Annotated in this window: 19 protein-coding genes and 1 pseudogene; 11 read left to right on the forward strand and 9 right to left on the reverse strand. The window is 56.4% G+C overall.

The window, feature by feature from the left end:
- Nucleotides 1–13: 13 nt before the first annotated feature.
- The 7 genes from NPS46_RS00005 to NPS46_RS00035 all read right to left on the reverse strand — a co-directional run bounded on the left by NPS46_RS00005 (nucleotide 14) and on the right by NPS46_RS00035 (nucleotide 8,704).
- Entirely contained in the window at nucleotides 14–529 is a 516-nt protein-coding gene (locus NPS46_RS00005; protein ID WP_274104355.1) for a DUF4405 domain-containing protein, read from the reverse strand.
- A 171-nt stretch (nucleotides 530–700) separates the two neighbouring features.
- Nucleotides 701–1,474 (reverse strand): ABC transporter ATP-binding protein, encoded by a 774-nt coding sequence (locus tag NPS46_RS00010; protein WP_274104356.1) that lies wholly within the window; start codon nucleotides 1,472–1,474, stop codon nucleotides 701–703.
- A gap of 188 nt (nucleotides 1,475–1,662) precedes the next feature.
- Nucleotides 1,663–3,021 carry an FAD-dependent monooxygenase gene (locus NPS46_RS00015; RefSeq protein WP_274104357.1) on the reverse strand — a complete coding sequence of 453 codons (1,359 nt, stop codon included), beginning with the start codon at nucleotides 3,019–3,021 and terminating at the stop codon, nucleotides 1,663–1,665.
- Between the two features lie 49 nt (nucleotides 3,022–3,070).
- On the reverse strand, nucleotides 3,071–4,288 hold the full coding sequence (locus tag NPS46_RS00020; RefSeq protein ID WP_274104358.1) for an MFS transporter: 1,218 nt from the start codon (nucleotides 4,286–4,288) through the stop codon (nucleotides 3,071–3,073).
- Nucleotides 4,289–4,689: 401 nt separating this feature from the next.
- On the reverse strand, nucleotides 4,690–6,318 hold the full coding sequence (locus tag NPS46_RS00025; protein ID WP_274104359.1) for a bifunctional 3-(3-hydroxy-phenyl)propionate/3-hydroxycinnamic acid hydroxylase: 1,629 nt from the start codon (nucleotides 6,316–6,318) through the stop codon (nucleotides 4,690–4,692).
- Between the two features lie 13 nt (nucleotides 6,319–6,331).
- Nucleotides 6,332–7,648, reverse strand: a complete 1,317-nt coding sequence (gene hmgA / locus NPS46_RS00030; protein WP_274105364.1) for a homogentisate 1,2-dioxygenase — start codon at nucleotides 7,646–7,648, stop codon at nucleotides 6,332–6,334.
- Between the two features lie 69 nt (nucleotides 7,649–7,717).
- Nucleotides 7,718–8,704 carry a fumarylacetoacetate hydrolase family protein gene (locus tag NPS46_RS00035; RefSeq protein WP_274105365.1) on the reverse strand — a complete coding sequence of 329 codons (987 nt, stop codon included), beginning with the start codon at nucleotides 8,702–8,704 and terminating at the stop codon, nucleotides 7,718–7,720.
- A gap of 260 nt (nucleotides 8,705–8,964) precedes the next feature.
- Here NPS46_RS00035 and NPS46_RS00040 point away from each other — a divergent pair, with 260 nt between their 5' ends.
- Nucleotides 8,965–9,300 (forward strand): NIPSNAP family protein, encoded by a 336-nt coding sequence (locus NPS46_RS00040; RefSeq protein WP_274104360.1) that lies wholly within the window; start codon nucleotides 8,965–8,967, stop codon nucleotides 9,298–9,300.
- Between the two features lie 74 nt (nucleotides 9,301–9,374).
- On the opposite strand, the gene NPS46_RS00045 is transcribed toward NPS46_RS00040, so the two are convergent.
- Nucleotides 9,375–9,920 (reverse strand): HupE/UreJ family protein, encoded by a 546-nt coding sequence (locus NPS46_RS00045; RefSeq protein WP_274104361.1) that lies wholly within the window; start codon nucleotides 9,918–9,920, stop codon nucleotides 9,375–9,377.
- Between the two features lie 155 nt (nucleotides 9,921–10,075).
- On the reverse strand, nucleotides 10,076–10,672 hold the full coding sequence (locus NPS46_RS00050) for a TetR/AcrR family transcriptional regulator (RefSeq protein ID WP_274104362.1): 597 nt from the start codon (nucleotides 10,670–10,672) through the stop codon (nucleotides 10,076–10,078).
- A gap of 101 nt (nucleotides 10,673–10,773) precedes the next feature.
- Here NPS46_RS00050 and NPS46_RS00055 point away from each other — a divergent pair, with 101 nt between their 5' ends.
- From NPS46_RS00055 to NPS46_RS00095, 10 genes and pseudogenes are all read left to right on the forward strand, one after another.
- On the forward strand, nucleotides 10,774–11,964 hold the full coding sequence (locus NPS46_RS00055) for a multidrug effflux MFS transporter (protein WP_274104363.1): 1,191 nt from the start codon (nucleotides 10,774–10,776) through the stop codon (nucleotides 11,962–11,964).
- A gap of 64 nt (nucleotides 11,965–12,028) precedes the next feature.
- Nucleotides 12,029–12,823, forward strand: coding sequence for an IclR family transcriptional regulator (locus NPS46_RS00060; RefSeq protein WP_274104364.1), 795 nt, complete (start codon nucleotides 12,029–12,031; stop codon nucleotides 12,821–12,823).
- Nucleotides 12,824–12,976: 153 nt separating this feature from the next.
- Entirely contained in the window at nucleotides 12,977–13,705 is a 729-nt protein-coding gene (locus tag NPS46_RS00065) for a dienelactone hydrolase family protein (RefSeq protein WP_274104365.1), read from the forward strand.
- A 59-nt stretch (nucleotides 13,706–13,764) separates the two neighbouring features.
- Nucleotides 13,765–15,105 (forward strand): DUF3500 domain-containing protein, encoded by a 1,341-nt coding sequence (locus tag NPS46_RS00070; RefSeq protein ID WP_274104366.1) that lies wholly within the window; start codon nucleotides 13,765–13,767, stop codon nucleotides 15,103–15,105.
- 83 nt (nucleotides 15,106–15,188) lie between these two features.
- Nucleotides 15,189–15,971, forward strand: coding sequence for an SDR family oxidoreductase (locus NPS46_RS00075; RefSeq protein WP_274104367.1), 783 nt, complete (start codon nucleotides 15,189–15,191; stop codon nucleotides 15,969–15,971).
- Nucleotides 15,972–16,008: 37 nt separating this feature from the next.
- On the forward strand, nucleotides 16,009–16,389 hold the full coding sequence (locus NPS46_RS00080; protein ID WP_274104368.1) for a nuclear transport factor 2 family protein: 381 nt from the start codon (nucleotides 16,009–16,011) through the stop codon (nucleotides 16,387–16,389).
- A gap of 58 nt (nucleotides 16,390–16,447) precedes the next feature.
- A complete protein-coding gene (locus NPS46_RS00085) occupies nucleotides 16,448–17,296 on the forward strand; it encodes a fumarylacetoacetate hydrolase family protein (RefSeq protein ID WP_274104369.1) in 849 nt (282 codons plus the stop codon).
- Nucleotides 17,297–17,541: 245 nt separating this feature from the next.
- Nucleotides 17,542–18,525: pseudogene (locus NPS46_RS25205) on the forward strand (methyl-accepting chemotaxis protein); the annotation flags it as partial.
- A gap of 144 nt (nucleotides 18,526–18,669) precedes the next feature.
- Entirely contained in the window at nucleotides 18,670–19,383 is a 714-nt protein-coding gene (locus tag NPS46_RS25210; RefSeq protein ID WP_374048382.1) for a methyl-accepting chemotaxis protein, read from the forward strand.
- 179 nt (nucleotides 19,384–19,562) lie between these two features.
- A complete protein-coding gene (locus NPS46_RS00095) occupies nucleotides 19,563–21,305 on the forward strand; it encodes an FAD-dependent monooxygenase (protein WP_274104371.1) in 1,743 nt (580 codons plus the stop codon).
- Nucleotides 21,306–21,441: the final 136 nt, after the last annotated feature.

The raw sequence follows: 21,441 nt of genomic DNA on the forward strand, positions 1-21,441 counted from the left end.
GTATGCAAGATCGTTACTTGCGATCATTCATCAGTTCGGCAATCAATTGCGCAGGCTGCATTTTTGCAGACTGCGCAATCTGGTTGAGGTTATCGCCGAAGGACGTCACCGCAAGCCCGCGCTGACGCAGTCTCGCTACCAGCTCATCCGGTGTGTTATTGAACAAAGCCGCGCTGTCGACCAAAGGCGCCTTGCTCACTAATTGCACCGCTGCAAATGCAGGGTTCCCGCCTTGCTTGCCTCCAGTACTTGAGACAGCAAAAGGGATCGCTATCAGTACCGAAAGCAGCAGGGGCACAAAGAGTGTCTTGCGATTGATGTACCCCACCATCGGGCCCCAGTTTTTCCAAAGGTGCAAGGCGAATGGAACAAGTAACACCATACTGAGCCATTCATGCATGCCGTGAAAAAGTCCAGGTGCCCAGTGAAAAAACAAAGCCACGCCGGAAATCAGGGAAACCAGGAAAAAGCCTGTAGTGAGAGGTGTTGCATAACGATTGATCAAGTTTTTCAAAGGAAGAGCATCCATGGCTGCGCGTTCTTCGAGCCTGATAAAACGGGCTGAAAAGACTGTTCACGCGGGTAGTTATTCGATGACAGGAGGACGCTGATGATATCGTTTAAGGGTGTAAAGAGTTTGTAAGGCAGAGTAAAGTTTTGAAGTACATTTAACTCAATGTTCTAGGGCTCGCTGCAAACCTCATGCATATCGAAGGTGATACCAACCCCGTTCCTTTTCAACTCGCAGATCGACTTGATAAAGCCGCGAAAGGTTCTCCCGACTCAAGACCTCGTCCTTGGGACCATCAACCAGAATACGACCCTGTTGAAGCAGAATGACCCGGTCTATTTCCGGGACTATTTCGTTAACATCATGAGTGGTCACGATGACGCCTCGAGTCGCGCGACAGAAATCACGCATCAGGTTGAGCACTGTTCTGCTAGCACCCACATCGAGGTGATTTGTCGGCTCGTCGAAGATCAGTAACTCAGGGTGATGTATGAACGCCCTCGCCAGTATCAAGCGTCGCTGCTGCCCGGCAGAGAGACGCTGGAACATCAGATATTGGCAATCCGACAACCCGACCACCTCCAGCATGTCCAGGGCCTGAGCGTACTGCTCGGGTGACGGAATAAAACGGTCGTGACAACCAATTGAACCAAAGAAGCCCGAGACCACAACATCCAACGCTTGAGTGAACGGGGTGTAGTCCTCCTGAAACTCCTGGGACATGAAACCAATTCTTTCACGCAGCTCCCAGAGCGTGATTCTTTCACTTCCAAACAACTTGAAAAAACTGCCCTCCTCCTCCACGGGATAGATTTCCCGGCCAATGAGTTTCAACAAGGTACTTTTACCCGCCCCGTTCGGTCCTAATATCGCGACCCGCTCACCCGTTTCAATCGTTAAGGAAAAACGTTCCAACACCTGAGTTTGATGTTGAAACGCACTGACATTTTTGAATTCGATCATTGGGTCATTACTTGAAATAGTTGGCACGGTCTAACGATTAACCATCACTCACAAACATCGGCCGCTGACCGATTGCAAGGGATGGCCAGAACAGTGGAGGGTTGAGACTGCGGCCCGACCCGTAAAGTCTCCTCCTCTATCCTAGCCCCCATCAGCACTTCTAAGCGTCGGCGCTGTTTATGGCGGCCTTATGCGCTGTGTGAAAAAGCGGAAGCGAAATCCTTCCTTTCTTCCGTGTCTTCATTTGGCCGCTTCATACCCGCCATGCGGTGATATTCATTGAAGATAGCGTCGGCTTCGGCAAACGGCAGGACCTGCTCGATGTCCTCGAAACGCTGGCCCCCAGTGCGCTCCTCGACGATGCGACGCACGACCTCAGGCCCATCGCCACGGTTGGCCATCACAATGCGATTGGCGATCTCGCGGCGCTGGGCTTCATAGTGCTTCAACGCTTCAACCGGATCGGCAATCGTGGCCAGCGCTTCGGCAATAACCCTCGCATCGACCAGCGCCTGGCAGGCGCCGTTACCGCCACGCGGGTACATGGCATGGGCAGCATCGCCCATCAGCGTCACTCGACCGAACGACCACTGCGGCAATGGATCATGGTCCACCAGCGGGAACAGGTAGACCTCACGCGCATTACGCAGCATCTCGCCGACGTTGATAAAGTCCAGCTCGCACTCATCGAACATATGCGCGATTTCGGCGATGTCCGCTTCCTGGTTCCAGTCCTCCATGCTTTCCGGACGACCATTTTGCTCAACCACCCAATTGACCAGCGTCAGACCGCTGTCATCGGCGTTGTCCAGAATCGGGTAGACGATCAGACTGCCCTTGCTCGGCGCACCAATGTGCAAAATGGTGCCGCCTTCCTTGAACGGCTTCATCAAGGTCACGCCGCGCCACAGGGTGATGCCGGAGTAATGGGGCTCGGTCTTCTCGGGAAACAGCTGATTGCGAATGGCGGATTTGATCCCATCACCGGCAATGGCGATGTCCGCACGGATTTCGATGGGCAGGCTCATCGCGTCATTGGTGGTGGATGCAAACTTGATGGTCACGCCCGAATCGTCTTGCTCAAAGCCTGTACAACGCACGCCCATGACGACCGATTCCGCCCCCAGACGTTCGATGACTGCCTTGTACAGAATCATCTGCAAGATGCCACGGTGCACGAAGCGCTGGCCATGGGGATACCCCATGTGCACGCCGCACTGCTCGGTGTAAATCTCCTGGCCATACTGGTTGAAGTAGGAGGACTCTACGGCGTCGACCGAGCGCGCGTTGAGCTCGTCGAGCAGTCCGACCTCGGTTATTTCACGTGTGCCGTAAGGCTGGGTGACGATACCTACGCCCAATGGCCGCAGTTCAGGAGCTGCTTCATAGACACGCGGTTTGAAACCTTGCTCGTGCAAGCGCAATGCGGTCATCAAACCGCCGATACCCGCACCAATAATCGCGATATTCAACATCACTTCTCTCCAGCAGATGGTGAGGTTGAACAGATCAACCTCAATACTTTTCTTGTTTTCGGGCCAGTACATCAGGATGCGCCTGGCAACGTAGAGACCCGGGTGAATCAACGATGCTGACTCAGTGCCCGACGACCGCCACACTGGCGCCATCGGACCATTTGGGAACGATGCCCCGGGCCAGGATTGGGAGCCGGGCAACGCATGCCAGGAGTGCAATGACAATCACCCCTTGCATGGAAATCGGCAGGTCACCGCTCATTGCGGCAAAACAGACGGGACCACTGAGCAATACCCCCAGCAAGGTCAGCTGCGTTACCAAGCCGCTGGTTGCACCGATGCTCCCCGCCGATGGCGAAACATTGGGCACGAACGACCACATGCCAGTCAGCACGCCGCTGAAGAACATCAGCAACCACGAACAGGCAATGGAACCGGCAACGCCGATGGGCAAGGCGTAAATGGCAAAAGCCGGGACACCCGTGGCGATGATGGCAATGACGCCGACCTTGATCGGGGAGAAGCCTTGATTGAGCAGCTTGCCAAATAGCAGGCAACCCAAAGCATTGAGCACCATCGCACCGATATTCCAGGAGTTGATTACCAGCGGGTCGGCGCCGTAGTGGCTTTGCAGGTAAGGCGCGAGAGTCGCAATCACACCGACATGCAAAAACGCATCACCGCCGATGGAAATCCCCAACAGGTAAGGCCATGGCGAGCGCAGGACCAACTGTAAGCCAGTGGTGCGCGAAGGCTGCTCCGACACTTTCACACGCGCCGGAACCGCTACATACGCAATCAGGGCAATGGCGATGGTAACGACAGCGTGTCCCCAAAAGGCAAAGCGCCAACTGCCCGCGCTCACGACCCAACCGGCGGTCAGAAAGGGAATGATGAAGCTGACGGGAACGAAGGTCGCCCAGACCGCGATAGCCATGTGGCGCTGCTTTTCATGAGTGACACGAATCAACAACGTAATCGCCGAGACCGCCATCAGCACATAGCCGACGCCGGAAATACCGCGCCCTACCAACAAGGTTTGCAGCGTGGGTGCAGCCACAACCACCACATCCCCGATAACCAAAGCGACGCTACCGATCAGCAGCACCAGTTTGTCGCCGAAGCGATCCACCAGATAGCCCACCAGCAAGGCGCCGACCACCACCATTACCGAGGGCAACGACATCACCAGGCCGATCACCGATGGGCTATCGGGACGGAACTCACCTGCAATCGCATCAAGCTGTGGTACTGCCCCGCCCACAGTCATAGCCGCCAATACTCCAAGGCTATAAATTATGGCGACACGAAAAACAACCGACCCAAAAAAAATGCTCATTCAAGACTCCAGGGTTAATACGGTACTCATACTTCGAGCATCGATTTCAACTCAGTAACTATTGGAAAGATCAAACAAATGAATCCAGCGAACATTCATATTGAGTCCGGACATTCCCGGTCACAGGCACATGAGCCTTCCTGGGCGACACATTTATTCGATCCCTTCGCCAGGCACCGCCTGCTGTATGGGGAAGTCCGTAGTACGCGCAACTGGAGGCTTGAACTGTGAAGGTAAAAACAGCTAATGCAAATGCGCTTATCAAGCGCGCAAGGTGTCCAGCATGTTTCGACAAGGCTTTCATTTTTATTGTCCTTTCGATCGCTTTTTATTGTTCAAACGCCACAGGCAACACGCGCAGAAAAATCGCCCAAAGCGCTACGCATGAGAACTTCAACGAATTAGCAAGTTGCTTCACGTAAGAAAGTGAAACTTCCCATCTGCTGATCGGCGTTGACGATCAAGCCTTCCAGCTCTGAGGAATCACGGGCTACACCGAAGGCAACACCATCAGGTCGCACAAGGACTGCAACTGCATCGAATTGCTCGAGCCAATGCGTGATGAAAGCGCCCTCTTCCGAACAATAAACAGCCTCATTCTCGTCACCGGAATCACGCCTGCAATCGAGACACACCACCTCGCTGGTAGACAGACAGGCGCTATCAGCAAACAGCGAACTGACTTGTTTTACGAGACGAGCGTCACGGCACACCAGATAGAACTGCCCTCGGGTAACATCGTCCAGACGTGCCCGCGGCTGTGACGGTCCGCTGACCCATGGTTGAGGGAACAATTGACCCGCTCCAGCGCCCAAGCCGCCTTCATCATCTAAGTTCAAAAGGCCTGCACTCAGTCCTGGAATGAAAGACTGCCGGACCGTTTGCGCGGCGCCCGAGGTCAATTCAGCTTGCAGGCGCTCATCGCGCAAGCGCGCAGCATCGACATCCAGTTCGCCGATAATCAACCCGAAGGACTTGGCCGTTGCGACCACCTGCTGTACGTGGGGTCGTCGTTCCGCCGTATAGGTGTCCAGCAGCGCCGGATCAGCCAGGCCCCTGGACACCACATCAAGTTTCCAGGCCAGGTTATAGGCATCACGAACGCCAGCACACAGACCTTGCCCCATGAAGGGAGGCATTTGGTGCGCGGCATCGCCGAGTAGAAAGACGCGACCTTCGCGCCATTGCTCGGCCACCACCGCATGGAAACGATAGATCGCCACACGTTGCACGTGCACCGAGCGCGTATCGACGAAGGTGGAAAGCACCTCGTCCAGGTGCGCGGGATCGTTGAAGGACTCCGGCGATTCACCAGGCAGCACCTTGATTTCCCAGCGCCGCAGTTTGTCCGGTCCGACGATGTAGGTTCCCGGACGTGACGGTCGGCAGTACTGCACGCAACGTTCAGGCAGTTCGATATCGTCGAGTAGTTGCGCGTCGACCACGACCCACCACTCGTCAAAGTCCAGATCGTGGATGCTCGCGCCCATTTGAGTGCGCACGACACTGCGCGCCCCATCACAGGCCAGCAAGTAACGCCCCCTCAGTGTCTTTTGATGGCCCTCGCCATCGACCATATCGACTTCGACACTATGTTCGGATTGGCGATACTCGACCAAGCTGTGTCTAAGGAACACTTCGACGTCACTGAAGCGCTCAACACCTTCACGCAGCGTGGCCTCAAGCGCCGGCTGATAGAACATGTAGGTGGGTTCCCAGCCCAGTGGGCCCGGTGCCGGCATCGGGTAAAAGCGCTTGATGACCTGCCCTTGCACACCAACGAAATCGGTTCCCGGATGAGCACAGGTGCCCTTCATGACCTCGTCTGCCAGGCCTGCCGCCTGGAAAGCGCGGGTCGCCTCATGATCAGCAGTGATGGCCCGAGGTTTGTCGAAAATGCTTTTTTCGCGTTCGATGACGGCTACGCGCATACCCATCGTGCCGAGTAGGTTGGCAAGCGTGGCACCGGTAGGGCCGTACCCCGAGATGATTGCGTCGAATGTCTGCATGGTCGTTTTCTTCTTGTTCAAGACACGTAAATCGTTAACGTGAAAGCTGGATTTCCGGGCTCTGGAAGCCATCCCAGACACCGTCGTAATCGGCCTGGCGGTGGCCGGCATCAAGCGCTTGTCGAGTCAGTCGAAACACTCGGCGGCTTTCGAACATGAACGCCATGGTGTTATCCACCTTGTGTGGCGCCAGTTCGGCCGTGCTGGCCTTCTCGAAGGTGGCCACATCAGGACCATGGGGCAGCATGCAGTTGTGCAGGCTCACACCACCGGGCACGAAGCCTTCGGCCTTGGCGTCGTAGATGCCCTTGATCAGGCCCATCAATTCGCTCATGACATTGCGATGGAACCAAGGTGGACGGAACGTATCCTCGGCGACCAGCCAGCGCGGCGGGAACACTACGAAATCGCAATCGGCGACGCCGGGATGCACCGAAGGCGCGGTCAACACCGTGTAAATCGAGGGATCCGGGTGATCAAAGGAGATACTGCCGATGACCATGAAGTTGGCCAGGTCGTATTTGCAGGGCGCCAGATTGCCATGCCATGCAACGACGTTCAGCGGCGAATAGGTTTGCTTGGCCTGCCAGAACTGCCCGAGAAATTTACGCACGACACGCACATTGCGATCACCCGATTCATAGGCCGCAACCGGGACGAGAAAATCCCGAGGATTGGCCAGGCCGTTCGAGCCGATAGGCCCCAACTCGGGCAAGCGGAAAGGCGAACCGTAATTCTCACAGATGTAACCCGCGGCCCTTCCATCCGGCAGTTCCACGCGGAAGTGGATGCCGCGAGGGATCAGCGCAATTTCGCCGGGACCTGCCTGCAGGGCACCCATCTCGGTGTGAATCAACAATTGACCGTGTTGCGGCACGATCAGCATTTCGCCATCGGCGTTGAAAAAATAGCGATCGTGCATGGAGGCATTGGCGCGATAAACGTGCGCGACGATGCCCGACTGCTCATCGACATCACCGTTACCGCCGACAGTGGTGATACCGCCGATAAAATCGGTCCCGGCAGCCGGTTCAGGCCAAGGGTCCCAGCGAAAACGATTGGCCGGTGTGGCTACTGCCTTGAACGGCGCCGATTCCCAGGTTGCGTGGGCCACCGGTTCAAACGCACCGTGCACCGCCGAAGGCAGCAATCGATAGACCCAGGTACGCCGATTTTCCGCGCGCGCGACCGTGAAGGCAGAGCCGGAAATCAATTCGGCATACAGCCCATGAGGGGCATTCTGCGGCGAGTTGCGCCCCTTGGGTAAGGCGCCTTCCAGCGCTTCGGTAGCAAATTGATTGCCGAAGCCGCTCATGTAACTCAAGGGTTGTGAGGAAGTGGAGTTTGTCATTTTTGTTCCACGTTGATCAAAAGGTTGCAGTGAGTTGCCGGCTCTGTACGAACCGGCAGCCGCCATGTTCTAGCGCTTGAGTGCCTGGATCTCTTGATCGATGGCACCGAAAATCGAGTGACCGAACGCGTCGAACATCTCTACCCGCACGCGATCGCCGAACTTGAAGAATGGGGTTTTGGCCTTCCCTTCATTGACTACTTCAAGTGCGCGTTTTTCAGAGAGACAGCAGAAGCCCTGGCTACGGTCGTGGTTGGAAACCGTGCCCGAACCGATGATGGTGCCCGCGGTCAGCGTGCGGGTTTTGGTGGCATGGGCAATCAGCCTGGAGAAGTCGAAGTAGTTATCGACGCCCGCCAGCGGCGATCCCAGCTTTTCGTTGTTGACATGCACGGTCAGCGGCAAATCGATCTTGGCGCCATCCCAGTTCCCGGCCAGCTCATCGGGCGTAACGGCCACCGGCGAAAAGGCGGTGACCCCTTTGCCGTTAAGGAAGCCAAAGCCCTTGTTCAATTCCGCAGGGATGATGTGGCGAAGCGAAGTGTCATTGACCAGCATCACCAGTTTGATGTGCTGCTTGGCTTCCTCGGGAGAGCACAGCATGGGTACGTCATCGGTAATGATCGCAACCTCGGCTTCGAGGTCCACACCCCAATCTTCACTGGCGACGATCACCGGGTCCTGCGGGCCGGTGAAGTAGTCGGAGCTGCCTTGATACATCAGAGGCTCCTGCAAAAACGAGTCGGGCATCTCAGCACCGCGTGCCTTGCGCACCAGCTCCACGTGGCTCAGGTAAGCGCTGCCGTCCAGCCATTGGAAGGCCCTTGGCAGCGGCGAAGCAACCTCGGATTCATCGAATACAAAACTGCCGGCCACGTCGCCAGCGTTCAATGCATCGGAGAGTTGTTGCAGCTGAGGTTTGACGGCATTCCAGTTCTCCACTGCCCATTGCAGCGTGGGCGCAACATCAATGGCACTGACAGCGCGAGACAGGTCACGGGATACAACAATCAGCGCACCATCACGGGTTTCAGTTTTGAGCGAAGCCAGTTTCATACATGCATTCCGGTAGTCTAAAGTTACGGTGGTCACACACTGCTGGGTGCGGTTGATCACTAACTTACGAAACAATCGGGATAACAGATATGCGTTTTCCATCTGCCGGAAACGACCCTGTCCGGGGCTGTTTTTCAGACCTGTCACGCGTGATGAACAAGCCATTTCCATCAGGCAGACATCCAGCACTTCGGCGCTTCGGGAACCGCGATCATAGTTGTCGAGAGGTGAAAACCTCCGATAAACCACAAGGAAACACCATGATCATCGAACACCGCACCTATCGACTTCACCCAGGCAAGGTACAAGCCTATTTCGATCTCTACATGGACACGGGCCTGCCCATCCAGCTCGAATACTTACTCCAACCTCTGGGCTATTACACAACTGAATTGGGGCCACTCAATCAGATCATTCATCTGTGGGGATACAACGATCTCAACGAACGGCATCACTGCCGCAACCTGCTCAAGGCTGACCCGCGATGGACTGAGTACGTGCGGCAAATCATGCCGCTGATTCAACATCAGGAAAGCAAGATCCTGATGCCCGCGCCGTTCTTCGCGCCTCAAGCAGCCACCTATCGCTTGCCTTGAAATACGCCCCGCCAAAAGCACAGTGCCCGGCGAGAAGCCGGGCACTGTGTTCAAAGAATTTTCGGATGCAATGATTACCCCAGCATCATCATCGCCGATCCAGCCAGCACCCCACCACCCACTACTTTCTGCAACCGAGGGTGCCTGGCCAACAGCCCACCCGCGACAAAACCCGACAGCAGCAACAAGCCACTGACTAGCGTAAACCCGACGCTGAACCACCAGAACGCATCAGGGCTGGCTTCAGCACCGTGAGCCCAGCCATGGAACAGCGCAAACAACGGCATGGCCATGGCCAACAGCGATTGGCGTTGCGGCATCAGCAACGCGGCAGAGATGACCAGAAGCGAGCCGAGAATCATGCTCTCTACCCCGATCAAATCACCCAATAAATGCCCCATCACCGCCCCGCACAACATCAAAGCCAGGGTAAAGGCCGGCAAGACGAGATTGCGCCGGGACAACGCAGCAAGCATGCCGGTCCCCAACAACATCAACAGGTGGTCCAGACCGGTCAGCGGGTGCAACAAGCCGTCCTGCAACGGGCTACCGTCGTGCCCCGGATGGGCAAGGGCCGGCATGGCGATCAGCAACAGAACGAGAGCAATTGTTTTTTTCATGGAAAACTCCTGGCGAAAGGCAACGAGAACGCAGACCAACCAGGCACTTAGCCCCGTTGGTGAACCCGTGACGATAACGCGAGGCTATCGTTGCCTTGCGGGAGTTTCCATCTGATGGAAATGACTTGCTGCAACGTCCGATACGCCGCAGCGATTCAGCCTGCCTCTGGCGCAGTATCGGTGCGAAACAGCGATGAGATGACTTCGTCGATGGCATCGGCAACCAGTTTGCTGTCAGGCAATTGCCCGGTCAGCAGTGCATCCATCAAATGGTAGCCAATCGATGCGCCGAAAATCATTTCAACCAACAGCAGGCTTTTTACGTTCAGGTTCCACCTGGATCGATCAATTCGCTCAACCGCCTGAATCAATGATTCGCGACTGCCGCGAATACCCATCTCATAGAACATGTCGGCAACCCTTGCGTGACCAACGCGCTCGCCAATCGCCAAGCGACACAGGCGCAGGTGGTGCTCGCAAAGCACATGTTCTGCGATACCGTGAATCCTGGTTCTGAGGGCCAGAACCGGGTCCGGCGAAGTATCTTCCAGTTTTTTTTGCGGCCAGACATACGACGATGCCACCAGTGATTCCATCAACTCGTTCTTGTCGGCGAAGTACACATACAGGGTTTTTTTCGACATGCCCGCCTTGGCTGCGATCTCGGCCATCGTCACCTTTTCGTAGGCGTGCTCTCCCAGGAGCTGTTCGACGGCCTCATAGATTTCTTTTTTTCTTTCTTCGGCCGGCATCGCCAAAGGACGTCCAGTACGCGCCATTGTTCACCCGTTGACTTAGGAAACTGCATGGTTCCATAATTAAAATCCCCGCCCATCCTAAAGAAAATCTCTTCATGCGGTCCATCTCTTCACGCGTTACTGCCTTTGTGCTTGCCGGTCTCAGTGCCACTGGCCCTATCGGGGTTGATATGTACCTTCCCGGCCTTCCGGATATGGCGCGCGATCTGGGTGTCGATGAAGGCGCCATGCAGCTCAGCCTGATGGTCTACTTTCTCGGCTTGATGCTCGGGCAGCTGGTTTACGGACCGCTTTCGGATAAATACGGACGCAAGCCACTTATCTACTTAGGCCTTGCAGTCTTTATCCTCGGCTGCGTCGGTTGCGCATCGAGCGAGCATTTTGAACAGCACTTGTGGTGGCGCTTCTTGCAGGGCCTGGGAGGTTCCATCGGCCTGGTGATCGCATTTGCGATCGTCAGGGACGCATTCCGTGCGGCGCATATGGGCAAGATGATTTCCATCATCATGGCGGTGTTGGGGCTGTCGCCTGTTATCGCGCCAATGATCGGCAGCGCCCTGCTCACGACTTTTTCATGGCATGGCATATTCTGGGCGCTCGCCGGGTATGGAGTAATGGTTGCGACCGCAGTCGCGTTGGCGCTGGAAGAAACACGCAATGTGCAACTGCGAGCCACTTCTGCCCTGAAACACGTGCTGCGCAACTATACGAAAATTTTCGTCGATAACCGTTTTTTGCCTTTTGCACTCGCACTCTGTACCGGCCAGGCAGGCTTCTTCGCCTACATCGCCGGCTCGGCCAGTGTGCTCATCTCCGAATACGGGTTAACCCCAGTCCAGTTCAGCCTGCTCTTCGGGTTGAACGCTCTAGGCCTGGTATTCGCGGCTCTTATCAATCCCTGGATTCATCACCGCTTCGGTGCGCTACGCAGTTTCCGCCTGCTCAACACCGCCTACTTCATGGTGCTGACACTGCTGGCGGGCTATCTGATCTGCGGCCACAAAGACCTCGTCGTACTCAGTGCAGGCCTGTTTATCACGATCGCCCTACTGGGTTCGATCATGCCCACCGGCAGTCAACTGGCACTGATTCAACAAGGCGAACATGCAGGCACGGCCTCGGCACTCATGGGTTCGCTGCAATTCGGTGCAGGCGCATTGGTCACGGTCGCCTCGGGCGCATTGGCGTATCTGGGTGCCGTGGGGCTCATTCTGGTGATGCTGGTTTGCGCCACAACAGCGGCACTGCTTTGCATCATCTGTTTACCACGAAGGATTGATTTGTAAACACACCCTGGAAACGCAACGATCGCTCACAACTAGCCTAACAATTACAAATACGGGCATAGCCATGTCGATAAACAAGACAGAAATTGGAACACTCAACCGCTCAAGCACCATTTTGCGTTTGCTGGCCACCGCCGGTAAACGCGGCTTGGCACTCACGGATATCGCCAGCCGAAGTGCACTGCCCCATGGCACGGTGCATCGCCTGCTCAAGCAGCTAGGAGATACCGGGCTTACTTTTCAAAGCGAAGAGTCCAGACGCTATTTGCTGGGCCCGGTCGCGTATGAGCTCGGGCTTGCCGCCACCGAGATTTTCGATTTTCGCAGCCTGTGCCGTCCGGCCTTGGAACGGCTTTGCCAGGAAAGTGAAGCCACGGCGTACTTCATCATGCGCAGCGGCTACGACGCCGTGTGTATCGACCGCATCGAAGGCCCGTTTTCCACCCGCACCATCTCGCTGGATATCGGCAGCCGGCGCCCCCTGGGAGTAGGTGCGGGTGGACTGGCCATTTTGGCGGCATGTGCCGACGACGAATGCGAACGCATCCTTGAAGCGACAGCATCACGCCTGGGTCAGTTTCACCACCTCAATCTTGATCAACAGCGCCAAGCCATACAGGAAACCAAAATACAGAATTACTCACTGATCCGAAATCGCCTGACCCTGGGTGTCACCGCATTGGGCATGACCTTTCGCGACTCCATGCGGCGCCCCATCGGCGCCATCAGCATCGGCACCATCGACTCTCGACTGCAGGAACCACGTCGAAAAATCATCGTGGAATTGCTCAAGCAGCAGGTGCTGTTGATCGAGAAATCCATGCGTGCTTCGCGCCGTGTATTGATCGAGCATTTTTGAATGAACACGCGGCGATCAAATCGTTTCCGCAGAACGGAAAGCGCCGCCGGTAAGGCTCTGGCCCAAGTTATCTTCCCCTCCACGACAGGAAACGTAAGGCTGCCAGACACGGCAGCGCTACGCCTCTTTTGAAAATAAAAGTGGAGCGTGTGTGTGGAACCAACCTTCAACAAATCTCTTGATTACAGTTACGACGACGCCTGTTTGCGCGGTTATTTCAGCCGGCCTGGAGGCGGCGCACTTCCGGGCATCTTGCTAGTACATGACGCCTTCGGCGTCAGCGATTTCGTCAAGGGCATTGCCGACAGATTATCCAGCGCAGGATATGCCACGTTGGCCGCGGACGTCTGGGGCGACGGGAAGCAATTGACCAGCGAAAGCGAGATCGGTCCGATGATCGGGCGCTTTGCCGCTGACCGTAAAACGTGGATGGGCCGCCTGCAAGCCGCCCGCAAAACCCTGGCGGCACAACCGGGCGTCGACGGCGACAAAGTTGTCATCATCGGCTATTGCTTCGGTGGCGCCTCGGCACTTGAGTATTTGCGTACGGTCGGCGATGTCCGGGGGGCGGTCAGCATTCACGGAGGCCTCGATCTGGTCTCTGAAGAGTGGGCACCTTCCCACTCATTGCGCAAAGCCCTGCTGCTGACTGGCTATGAAGACCCGATGGCAGCACTGTCCAAGCTGGAATCACTGCAACAGAGCATGAACAACGCCGGTGTCGACTGGGAGGTCAATCTGTATGGCCATACCCGACACGGATTTACCCGCCCGGACTCGGACCGTGCGAACAAACCCCAGATAATCGCTTACCACGCGCAAAGCGACAAGCGCGCATGGGCGGCGCTGCACCGTTTTCTGGAAGAAAGCCTGGCAACTTGAGAGCCCTCGCTAACGTTATCGCCCCATACCAATAACAAGTAGCGAGGAATGCATACGCTATGAGCAGCAATAACTTCCGTGACTTTCTGCTGGCCCTGGACTCGCCGAGAATTGTCGATGCCCGTGGAAAGGACCCGTTCGAATACGCCAAGCCCATTATTGCCTCGGCCAAGGCAAAGTCGCTGATCGATACATGGCAAACCCTGTACCGGGAACCCTTTAAGGGCACGACTGCTAACGGCCAGGTCGAACCTGGACTATTTCAACTGGCCAACGAAGGGTTCGACGCCCGCAATGCGGTCGCGGCCGCTCAAGCACTGTTGGCCAGTTTGAACACAGGTGAACGCAAGGCGCTGCAGTACCCGGTTGATGCGCCTCAATGGCGTGACTGGTACAACCCGGAATTCCCGATGAACGCCAACGGGGTCCGCCTGGATTACCTGTCGAGCGCCTCGCGTGATGCCGTGATGAATGTGCTCAGGGCGAGTTTGAGCGCAGAGGGTTACCTGAAAACCGAACAGTGTCGTATTGCCAATCTGTTCCTCGGAGAGCTTTACGATCTGCGCAACATCATGAATGAGTGGAGCTATCACTTCCTGCTGTTCGGCACACCTTCACTGACCGAACCCTGGGGCTGGAATCTCTACGGTCATCATCTGGCCCTGAACTGCCTGATGATCGGCGGCCAGATGATCATCTCGCCAACGTTCATGGGTGCCGAACCGGCCCACATCGATCGGGGCCCGCATGGCGCGTTTTCGTTGTTCCAGAATGAGGAAAGCTTCGGCCTGCAATTGATGCGCTCGCTCTCACCGACATTGCGCGAACGAGCCACCACCTTCAAGCAGATGAAAGACCCGGCAATGTCTAAAGATCGCTGGCACTTTGCCGACGAGCGCCAACTGGGTGCGGCTTATCGCGATAACCGGGTCATTCCCTACGAAGGTGTCTGTGCCGCGCAGTTTTCATCCGGCCAGCAGGAGCAATTGCTGAAGATCGTCGATGCCTTCATCGAGTATTTGCCGGAAGGTCCGCGAGAGACACGCCTACGGCAGGTCGAGTCAATGCTGGAGCGTACGTACTTCAGCTGGATTGGCGGCCATGGCGACGACGACCCTTTCTATTACCGGGTGCACAGCCCGCTGATCATGGTGGAGTTCGATCACCACAGCGGTGTCTGGCTGAACAATCCGACCCCGGAAAAATTTCATATCCACACGGTGGTCAGGACCCCTAACGGTAATGACTACGGCAAAGACCTGCTGCGCCAGCACTACCTGAAAGAACACCGGCACGGTTCGCCGCATATGGCCAAACGTGGCGGCGCACATGACCACTCTCATGACCATCCTCAGGATCATGACCATAGCCACCCTCATGGTCACGATCACTCTCACTGACGGGCTCATCGTTACTCGAACGCTACCCATTCGACGTGCCATCGCGGCGACGTGCGTTCGATTTCATCAGAGGAAAAACAGCAATGGATTTAGGCATCAAAGGGCGTACAGCCTTCATTTCGGCTTCATCGCAAGGGCTCGGTTATGCCTGCGCCCGCGCACTGGCTCGCGAAGGCGTCGTGGTCATCCTCAATGGCCGCAATCAAGAAAAGCTGCAGCATGCAGCTGATCTGTTGCGCACCGAAGTGATCGGTGCGCAGGTCATGACCGTCGTCGCGGACCTGACGACCGCCCAGGGTCGCGCCGATATTCTGGAAGCAACACCAGAGGTCGACATACTGGTCAACAACAACGCCGGCCCTCCCCCAGGTCGCCTTGCAGACTGGGACGAAACAGCACTGCTCGGCGCCTTGCAAGCCAACATGATCCCGGCCGTCCAACTGATGCGTGCCTACATTCCCGGCATGCAGGCGCGGGGCTTTGGCCGGATCATCAACATCACGTCGGCAATGGTCAAATCGCCTCACTACATCATGGGTTTGTCCACGTCCGCCCGGACTGCATTAACCGCCATCAGCAAGGCAATCAGCGTTGAAGTCGTGAAAGACAATGTGACGATCAACAACCTGCTGCCTGAACGCATCGATACACCACGCCAGGAATTCATGGCCCAACGCCTGATGAAAGAACAAGGCGTCAGCAATGAAGAGGCTCGACGCCAGATTGCTTCAACCATCTCGGCAAAACGCCTCGGGCGGCCCGAAGAATTTGGCGACGCCTGCGCGTTCCTGTGCAGCAGCCAGGCCAGTTATATCTCGGGCCAGAACCTGCAACTGGACGGCGGTTCGTACGAAGGGCTGATCTGATCAGCCTCCCCGCCCAGTTCATTGAAAGGAACCCGTCATGCTCAATCAGCAGACTGAACTCGCAATTCTGGCGTTGGAACAGCGCAGGCAACGGGCGTTGGTCGATGTCGACATCGACACATTGAGTGCACTCTTCGACGACGATCTGTTGCACGTTCATAGCACCGGCCTGGTGCATACCAAGCCTGAGCTTTTGGAACACATCGCCCGCAAACGCGGTTTTTACGCGATACAGCGCGGCACCCTGACCCTTCGTGGCAACGATGACATGGCCGTCCTGACAGGCCCGATCATCAATCAGATACGCACTGCCGATGGCAAAGAAGAACACATGCATGGCTTTGTCACCCAGGTGCTCAGGCGCACGCTTTCAGGATGGAAGTTCCTCAGTTTCCAGCTCACGGTCGTGCGCGACTAGTGGCTGTTATTTCAAAGCTCATTCAATCAAATACAAACAACAAGACGGCAGATACTCTATGAAAATCGTTCGTTTTACTGAAAGCGGCCGCACGCGTATCGGGAAACTGGAAGGCGATCGGGTGATTGATCTTTCCGGTGTTCCTGGAGTGATCGACTCGATGCGCCAACTACTCGGACGCCTTCCCGAATTGCGCCCGGCCCTGGAAGCAGCCCGCTCGCCCGCGTTTGCCCTGTCGGCCGTACAGCTTGAGAATCCGGTCAACGATCCTCAGAAATACCTGGCCATTGGCCTGAACTACAAAGCCCACGCCGAAGAAGCCCGCGCCGCCGGTATTCCGATCCCGAGCAGCCAACTCTGGTTCAACAAACAAGTGTCCTGCCTGACAGGCCCTTACGATCCGATCCTGTTCCCCTCTGCGGTCAAGCAGCTTGATTATGAAATCGAGATGGGGGTCGTCATCGGCCAGCGTTGCCGTAACGTCAAGGCTAGCGATGCCCGATCCGTGATTGCGGGTTACCTGGTGACCAACGATGTCAGTGCCCGTGACTGGCAGCAACGCTCCCCCACCTTCACCCTGGGCAAATCGTTCGACAGCCACGGCCCGATTGGCCCCTGGCTGACCACGGACGATGAAATCGAAGATCCCCTGGCGCTGGAAATGCGCCTGACGGTCAATGGTGAAGAGCGCCAGAAAATGACCACCGGCGACATGATCTATGACATCTACCAACAGATCGAATACCTCTCCACGGTCATGACGCTTGAGCCCGGTGACATTCTCGCCACTGGCACACCGTCGGGCGTAGGCGTTGCCCTCGGCAAGCTGCTTCAGCCCGGCGACGTCGTGCGCGCCGAAATCGAACATCTGGGCTATATCGAAAACCGCGTGGTTCAAGTGTCTTGACCGCCAGCCCTGCCCTGCATTTTTGACGCCCAGTCGAAACGAGAAGTGCCCTCGCCCCAGTAACGGTCGCTCACGTGATCCGAAATGGCGCGGGCACTTTCTTTTCATTCGTATGCCAGACGGGTCGTGCCCCGGTGCACGACACTTCGGGGGATTCCATGCTCAGATGGCTCAGTGATTGTTTTTGCAATATCAGGATCAACGCCAAACTTTCGATCGGATTCGGCATCATTCTGCTGTTAACCATGATCATTGCCGCGACCGGCTGGTACAGCACTCACAGCATTATCGAGCGCAGCGACAAGATCAGTCAGATCAGTAGCATCAACAGCCTGATCAAGACCCTGAGTACGCAGTACGCGCATTACCAAAGTCGCCACAGCCAACAGGCCGCCACGGACATCGTTCAAACGCTGGATCTGATCGAAGCACAACACCTGCACCTCGCCTCCTTGCTGACCACCCCGGAGGAACGGAAACTGCTTTCACAGCAACAACTCATCGCCAAGGTTTACCGGGCTCATCTGGCACGTATCAGCGAGAGTTTTGCCAATCGCGACAGCGAATTCAGCACTCTTGAAAACACCATCGGACTGGCCGGCAAACAATTGAATGAGGCGGTCAACGACATTGTCCGTGGCTCGGGTGACGCGCAGCAGGGCGTTATTAACCTGCAATCGGTCAGGCCGCTCTTTCAGAGCATTCAACAACTCATATTGCAAGTGCACGATTTTGACTATACGAACGATCCGGAAAAAGGTCGCAGTGCCCTGGCGCAAATAAACAGCATCATCAATGAAGTCGGCAAAGTCCTCGCAGAATCAAAGAGCAATCCCTCCAACCTGCAACAGACAGCCCTAGCGCTGGCTCAGTATCGCGAGCACCTGCGGCGTTTTTGCGATGAAGTGGCTACCAGTGAGACTGTCGGCAAACAACTCTTCGAATCGAGCGCACAACTCGAAGCCCTCAATCAGAACCTGATCGACTATCAAGCCAGCAAACGCGCCAGTGATGTGCACAGCGCCCAGCAAACGATCGTCGCCAGCCTTGCTCTGGCCGTGATCCTGGGCGTGCTCGCCGCAGGATTCATCACACGACAGATCGTTAAACCACTCCAACAGACATTGAAGCTGGCCGAATGCATCGCCTCTGGTGATCTGACACAAGTCATCGTGGTTGAACGCCGGGATGAGCTGGGGCAGTTGCAGCACAGCATGCAACGGATGGTCATGAACCTGCGTAACCTGATCGGCAATATCAGCGACAGCGTGATGCAGATCACCGACGCCGCAGAGCGCCTCTCGACGGTCGCCACGCAGACCAGTTCAGGCATTCACACGCAGAAGAACGAAACCGAACAGGTTGCCTCGGCGATGAATGAAATGGCCGCTACCGTGCAAGAGGTCGCTCATAACGCCCAACAGGCTCAGCTGGCCGCAGTGGCGGCCGACCAACAGGCCTGCGGAGGCGAAGTGGTTGTGGGGCAAGTCATCGAGCAGATCGAACGACAGGCCATCGAAGTCGGAAAATCCACCACCGCGATGAACAAGCTCAAAGAGCAAAGCGACAGGATCGGCTCTGTGCTCGATGTCATCCGCTCCGTGGCCATGCAAACCAACCTGCTCGCCCTCAACGCCGCCATTGAAGCCGCGCGCGCAGGTGATTCCGGAAGAGGTTTTGCCGTGGTCGCCGACGAAGTGCGCAGCCTGGCGCAGCGAACGCAGCAATCGACGGAAGAAATCGAAGAACTGATCATCAGCCTGCAAGACGGCGCGGAGCACGTTGCATCCGTGCTGGAAACCAGCCGAGACCTCGCCGCCAGCAGTGTGGATCTGACCCGCCAAGCCGGAACATCCTTGGAACAGATAACCCGTACCGTCTCGACCATTCAACAGATGAATCAACAAATTGCGACGGCCGCCGAGCAACAGGCGCTCGTCGCCAAGGACATCAATCGCAGCGTATTGAACGTGCGCGATATAACGCAGCGGACCGCAAGCGCTAGCGATCACACGGCGAGTTCAAGTGCGGAACTGAATGATCTCGGCAAGCAGCTTGAGCACATCGTCAAACAGTTTCAGATGTAACCCAGGCCATCGGCCTCATAAAACAGACCTCCTTTTAGAGGTCTTTTTTATTGCTCCATTATCTCTGTCCATCAGACAGAAAACCCAAACTCATCCCCCTCTTCCAAAAGGTAACTTGAGCGCAATGCCCAGTGAACAGGCATCCCTAAAACTACAACAGCGAAGACGGGAGTTCAAAAGTGACAAAGACCTTACATGTGGATGTGTTCGTCGTCGGCGCCGGCCCTACTGGTTTGGCCTGCGCGGCCTTGCTGGCCAAACAAGGGGTGGAGGTCTTGGCGATTACCCGGTACTCCGGCCTCGCCAACTCACCCCGGGCACACATCATCAACCAGCGGACCATGGAAGTGTTTCGCGATCTGGGCATCGAAGATCGCATTATCGCCGCGGCGATGCCTGGCAAGCTAATGGGCAAGGTCGTGTGGGCAACCAGTTTTGCCGGCCAGGAACTCGCTCGCCGTAAAGCCTGGGGGGCAGGCACTGAGCGCAAATCGGAGTACGAACGGGCGAGCCCTTCGGACCTGTGCAACATCCACCAGCACGTCATGGAACCCATCATGTGCGAGGCTGCCCGCGAACTCGGGGCACAGGTGCGCTTCAGCCTCGAACTGATCTCGATGCGTCAGGACAATGAGCACGTGTATTCCACCTGTCGCGATCGAATCACCGGCGAAGACATTCAGGTCGTATCCAAATACGCGGTCGGCGCCGACGGTGACAACAGCAAGGTGTGCGAAGACATCGGGTTTGAAGTGGAAGGCAAAATGGGCCTGGGCCACATGCTCAACTATTGGATCAAGGCGGATCTGACGCCCTATACGGGCTATCGTCCTGGCGCGCTGTACCAGATTCTGCAACCGGCCAGCCATTTCATGTCGACCACGGCCATCTTCGTCAACGTCAACCCTTGGGATGAGTGGGTGATGTCGATGCCCTACGATACGGCCTTGGGCGAGCCCGATACCAGTGAAGCCACCGCCACCGCACTGGCTCGTCAATACGTGGGCGATCCGAAACTCGATGTGCACCTGATCGCCACAGGCAAATGGACCATCAATCAGATCTACGCCAAAGAGATGCACAAAGGTCGCGTCGTGATCGCGGGCAACGCTGCGCATCGTCACCCTCCCGCCGGTGGACTGGGGGCCAATACCTGTATCCAGGACGCGTTCAACCTGTGCTGGAAACTGGATTTCATACTCAAGGGCATGGCTGGCCCATCGCTGCTCGAGTCCTATAACGCAGAGCGTCAACCCGTGGCCCAACAGGTCGTCCTGCGGGCCAACAAGTCTCTGGAAAGCCTGTTCGCACTGGTGGCAGCGGTCGGACTGCGTCCTGGTCAAACGGAGCAGGAAGGCTGGGAAAGCCTGCAAAAAACCTTCGCCACTGACGCCGAGAGCGAGGCGCGCCGTGCACAGCTCAATCAAACGTTGAAAAACCAGGATTACAACTTCAATGCACTGGGCGTGGAACTCGGCCAGTTCTACCGTTCCGAGGCCATCATGTCCGAGGGCGCAGTGCCACAAAACGCCCTCGACGCAGAGATCCATTACCAACCGACAACCCTCGCTGGCGCTTCCTTGCCTCACGTTTGGCTGTCACGCGATAAAAAGGACGTGTCTACCCTCGACCTGGTGGGACAAGGACGCTTTACCTTGCTGACCGGCATCAGTGGCAATGCCTGGAAAGACGCAGCGCGTGAACTGGCACTCGCGCTGTCGATTCCGTTGGACTGTGTGACGATAGGCCTGGGAGCCGAAGCGGACGACATTTATGGTGACTGGGCTCACACCAGTGAAATCGGTGAGGGAGGATGCCTTCTGGTACGACCTGATCGACACATCGCGTTCAGGGCTCAGTCCACCCCCAATGAGCCGTACACCGAACTGGCTGACGTCATGACCAGGATCCTCGCACGCTAGATCACGCCCTCCTCCAGAACCGAGCTGCTTATGCACCTCGGGCTTTTTTATCGATGTTTGTAGCCTGTGCCATGCATCAGTCGCTCAAAAAAACCGGGACCTCGTGGCCCCGGCAAAAAATCTGGGCCCCGTCGTG

It is taken from the genome of Pseudomonas putida, assembly GCF_028682395.1.
Taxonomy (GTDB): domain Bacteria; phylum Pseudomonadota; class Gammaproteobacteria; order Pseudomonadales; family Pseudomonadaceae; genus Aquipseudomonas; species Aquipseudomonas putida_AB.